Annotated in this window: 2 protein-coding genes and 2 pseudogenes; all 4 read right to left on the bottom strand. The window is 69.4% G+C overall.

Annotation, left to right across the window (positions count from 1 at the left end):
• Positions 1-322: pseudogene (locus tag A9O63_RS18195) on the bottom strand (class I SAM-dependent RNA methyltransferase); the annotation flags it as partial.
• Positions 319-2,163, bottom strand: a complete 1,845-nt coding sequence (locus tag A9O63_RS18190; protein ID WP_069333183.1) for an ABC transporter ATP-binding protein — start codon at positions 2,161-2,163, stop codon at positions 319-321. The pseudogene A9O63_RS18195 and the gene A9O63_RS18190, both read right to left, overlap by 4 nt.
• Positions 2,160-4,004, bottom strand: coding sequence for an ABC transporter ATP-binding protein (locus A9O63_RS18185; protein ID WP_069333182.1), 1,845 nt, complete (start codon positions 4,002-4,004; stop codon positions 2,160-2,162). Before A9O63_RS18185 ends, A9O63_RS18190 begins: the two co-directional genes overlap by 4 nt.
• 62 nt (positions 4,005-4,066) lie before the next feature.
• Positions 4,067-4,221 (bottom strand): annotated as a pseudogene (locus tag A9O63_RS23470) (CCA tRNA nucleotidyltransferase); the annotation flags it as partial.

Genomic DNA, 4,221 nt, shown 5'->3' with positions numbered 1-4,221 from the left:
GGCGCGAGGCGGGCGGCGAGACGGCGATGGGCCGGAACGGCGCCTCGATCCCCTGCCCGGCGAGGGCCTGGCGCACGACCTCCTGCTTCCAGTCGGCGACGAAGCCGTCGGAGGCATGTTGCAGCAGACAGCCGCCGCAGCTGCGGGCATGGGGACAGGGCGGGCGCACGCGATCGGGCGAGGGCGTCACGATGCGCGGCGCGGCCATCCGGTCCTGCACCACCTCGCCCTCGACCGTCTCGCCCGGCAGCGCGCCGGACACGAAAACGCCCTGCCCGATGCCGTCGCCCAGATGGCCCAGCCTGTCGATGGTGACGATCACTCCGCGGCCTCTTCGTCGCATCCCATGAAACCGCCGCTTTGCCGGTTCCAGTAGCGCGCGTAAAGCCCGTTCCGCGCCAGCAGCTCTTCATGAGTGCCCTGCTCGGCCAGAAGACCGCGGTCGAGCACGACGATCCGGTCCATCTCGGCGATGGTTGACAGCCGGTGCGCGATGGCCAGCACGGTCTTGCCCTGCATCACCCGCGCCAGCGCCTCCTGGATCGAGGCCTCGACCTCGCTGTCGAGCGCCGAGGTGGCCTCGTCCAGCACGAGGATCGGCGCATCCTTCAGGAAGGCCCGCGCCAGCGCGATCCGCTGCCGCTGCCCGCCCGAGAGCTTCACTCCGCGCTCGCCAAGGAAGGCGTCGTAGCCGTGACGGCCGGAATGATCGGCCATGGCGGCAATGAACTCGTCGGCCTCGGCGGCGCGGGCGGCGGCGATCATCTCCGCATCGGAGGCGTCCGGACGGCCATACATGATGTTGTCGCGCGCCGAGCGGTTGAACATCGCCGTCTCCTGCGTGACCATCGCGATCTGGCGGCGCAGACTCTCCTGCGTGACCGACCGCAGATCCTGCCCATCGATCAGCACGCGCCCCTCCTCGGGGTCGTAGAGCCTGAGGAGGAGCGAGACGAGCGTCGACTTTCCTGCCCCCGACGCGCCCACGATGCCCAGCTTCTCACCCGGCCGCACCGTCAGGTCGAGCCCGTGAAGCCCGCCCGACCCGCGCCCGTAGGCGAAGCTCACCCCGTCGAAGCGGATCTCGCCCTTCACGCGGGAGAGCGGCAGCGCCCCCGGCCGGTCCGGCAGCGCGTGGGGCACCGAAAGCGTGCGCATCCCGTCCTCGACCTCGCCGATCGAGGTGTAGATCGACATGAGCGTGAAGCTCACCCAGCCCGACATCTGCGAGATCCGCATCGCGATGGCGCCGGCTGCGGCGATGGCCCCCGCGGTCGCCTCGCCCTGCTGCCACAGAAGGAGCGTCCCGCCGATCAGCAGCACCGGCAGGAGTCCCGAAAGCGTCATCAGGGCCGAGCGGAACCAGGTCGAGATCACGCCGAACTCGAGCGATCGGTCGCGGAAGCTCTCCATCGCGCGCAGCGCCACCTGATCCTCGAAGGCGGCATGGGCGAAGAGTTTCACCGTCTTGATGTTGGTGATCGTGTCCACCACCTGCCCCGAGACCATGGCGCGGGCCGAGGCGCGGGCGGCGGAATTCTCGCGCACCTTGGGCAGGTAGTAGCGGATGAGGCCCAGATAGGCCACGAGCCACAGGCCCAGCGCCGCGGCCACCCGCCAGTCGACGGCGAGGAGGTAGAGCATCGAGGCCACGACCGAGGCCAGGGCAAAGGCCACCGTGTTGATGATCTCGGTCACGGCATCGGTGACGGCGCGCGCGGCCTGCATCTGCTTCTGTGCGATGCGGCCGGCGAAGTCGTTGTCGAAGAAGGTCACGGCCTGCCCCAGCGTCCAGCGGTGCAGGCGGCTCAGCACCAGCGGCAGGACGTTCGGCCCGATCACGATGGAGTTCGAGGCCGAGGACAGGCCGAAGGAGACCGGCCTCAGGAAGAGGTAGAAGACAAGAAAGAGGATCAGAAGGCCCAGATGCTCGGTGAAGAAGGAGGCGGGATCCGAGGAGACGGCCGCATCGATCACCCAGCCGATGATCATGGCCGAGACCACCTCGAACGTGCCTGCCAGCGCCGAGAGCGCCGCCGCGGCCGCCAGCATCGGCCAGGAGCCGCGCAGGCACCAGCGCATGAAGGCGCCGAGCGTCTGCGGCGGGGGCCCGTCCGCCGGGCGGAAGGCGTCGATCAGGTTTCCGAGGCGCATCAGTCTCATGGCGCGGCATCCTCGGTGCCGATGAAGCCGCCGGACTGCCGTGTCCAGAACCGGGCATAGAGCCCGTCCTGCGCCAGAAGCTCGGCATGGCTTCCGACCTCGGCCACGCGCCCCTCCTCGAGCACGACGATCCGGTCCATCGCCGCGATGGTCGACAGGCGGTGCGCGATGGCGATCACGGTCTTGCCCTCCATCACCCGGTAGAGCGTCTCCTGAATGGCGGCCTCGACCTCGCTGTCGAGCGCCGAGGTGGCCTCGTCGAGGATGAGGATCGGCGCGTCCTTCAGCATGACGCGCGCCAGCCCGATCCGCTGGCGCTGCCCGCCCGAGAGCTTCACGCCGCGCTCGCCCACATGGGCGTCGTAGCCGCGCCGGCCTTCGGGATCCTCGAGCGTCAGGATGAAGTCATGCGCCTCGGCCCGCTGCGCGGCGAGGATCATCTCCTCCTCGCTGGCATCGGGGCGGCCGTACAGGATGTTGTCGCGCACCGACCGGTGCAGGAGGCTCGAATCCTGCTGCACCATGCCGATGGCGCGGCGCAGGCTTTCCTGCGTCACCTCGGTCACGTCCTGCCCGTCGATGAGGATCCGCCCTCTCTCGGGGTCGTAGAAGCGCAGCATGAGCTTCACGAGCGTGGATTTCCCCGCGCCCGAGCGGCCGACGATCCCCACCTTCTCGCCCGGCGCGATGGAGAGTGTCACCCGGTCGAGCCCGCCCGAGCCGCGCCCGTAATGGTGCGAGACCTGATCGAGGGCGATACCGCCCTGCGTGAGCTGCAAGGGCCGCGCCCCCGGCTTGTCGACGAGGCCGATGGGCTGGGCGATGGTCTCCATCCCCTCGGCCACCACCCCCAGCGCCTGCACGAGCGAACTCGTGGCCCACATGATCCAGTAGGTCATGTTGTTCAGCCGCAGCACCAGCGCCGTCGAGGCGGCCACGATACCCACGCTCGCCTGCCCCTGATACCAGAGCAGGATCGCCCAGCCGGTGACCGAGGTGATGAGCGCGCCGTTCAGAAGCGTCAGCGCCACATCCATGCGCGTGATGATCCGCATTTCGCGCTGGAAGGTGGTGCGGGCGGTCTCGATGGCCTCGCGGGCATAGGAGAGCTCGCGGTCGTGGTGGGCGAAGAGCTTCACCGAATGGATGTTGGTATAGGCATCGACCACCCGCCCCGTTACCGCCGAGCGCGCGTCCGACGAGGCCTTGGCGGCCGGTCCCGCGTGACGGATCGTCCAGCGCACCAGCAGCGCGTAGAGCGCGAACCACAGGATCAGCGGCAGGGTCAGGCGCGGGTCGGCATCCGCCAGCACGGCCACGGCGCCGATCACCGTGGTGATGGCGAAGGCGCCCGCGTCGAAGGTCTGGAAGACGGCATCGCCCGCCGCGGGGGGCGTCTGCATGATCCGGTTGGCGATCCGGCCGGCGAAATCGCTCTCGAACCAGCCGACGGGCTGGCGCAGCACATGGTTGTGCGCCCGCCAGCGGATGAGCGTGCCGAAGTTCGGCAGGATCGTGTTGTGCAGAAGCGCCACATCCACCCCGGCCACCAGCGGCCGGATCAGGAGGATCGCCAGCGCCACCGCCAAGATCTCGGTCCCATGGCTCGCCCAGACCTCCTGCGGGGCGCCCTCGGCCAGCAGGTCCACGAGACGGCCCACATACCAGATCAGCAGCACCTCGACCGACGCATTCAGCACCGACATCAGGCCGGTGATCGCGAACACCTTCCGGAAGGGCCGCACATAGTCCTTCAGGAACGGCCAGAGCCGGCGCGGCGGCGTATCGGTCCGATCCCAGGGCGCATAGGGATCGACCAGGTTCTCGAAGAAGCGGAACATCGGGGGCCTCGTTGGTGCCGCCAGAATATAGGCGTCTTTCCCCTGAAGGAAACGCGGCACGTTCAGTCGAGCAGCGCGGCCCGGTCGAGGCGGAAGTCCGAGGCGATCCACCGCTCTTCGAGCGCGCGCAGGCGGGCGCCCAGCGCCGGACCCGTGAGGGCGGGCATCAGGTCGGCCGCAGCCACCGGGAAGCGCGCGGTGGCGCCGCGCTCCACCG

The organism is Cereibacter johrii, from assembly GCF_001720585.1.
In the GTDB taxonomy this organism is placed as follows: Bacteria; Pseudomonadota; Alphaproteobacteria; order Rhodobacterales; family Rhodobacteraceae; genus Cereibacter_A; species Cereibacter_A johrii.
Note: the sequence above shows the minus strand (reverse complement) of the source record. Positions and strands in the feature narration are given on the sequence as shown.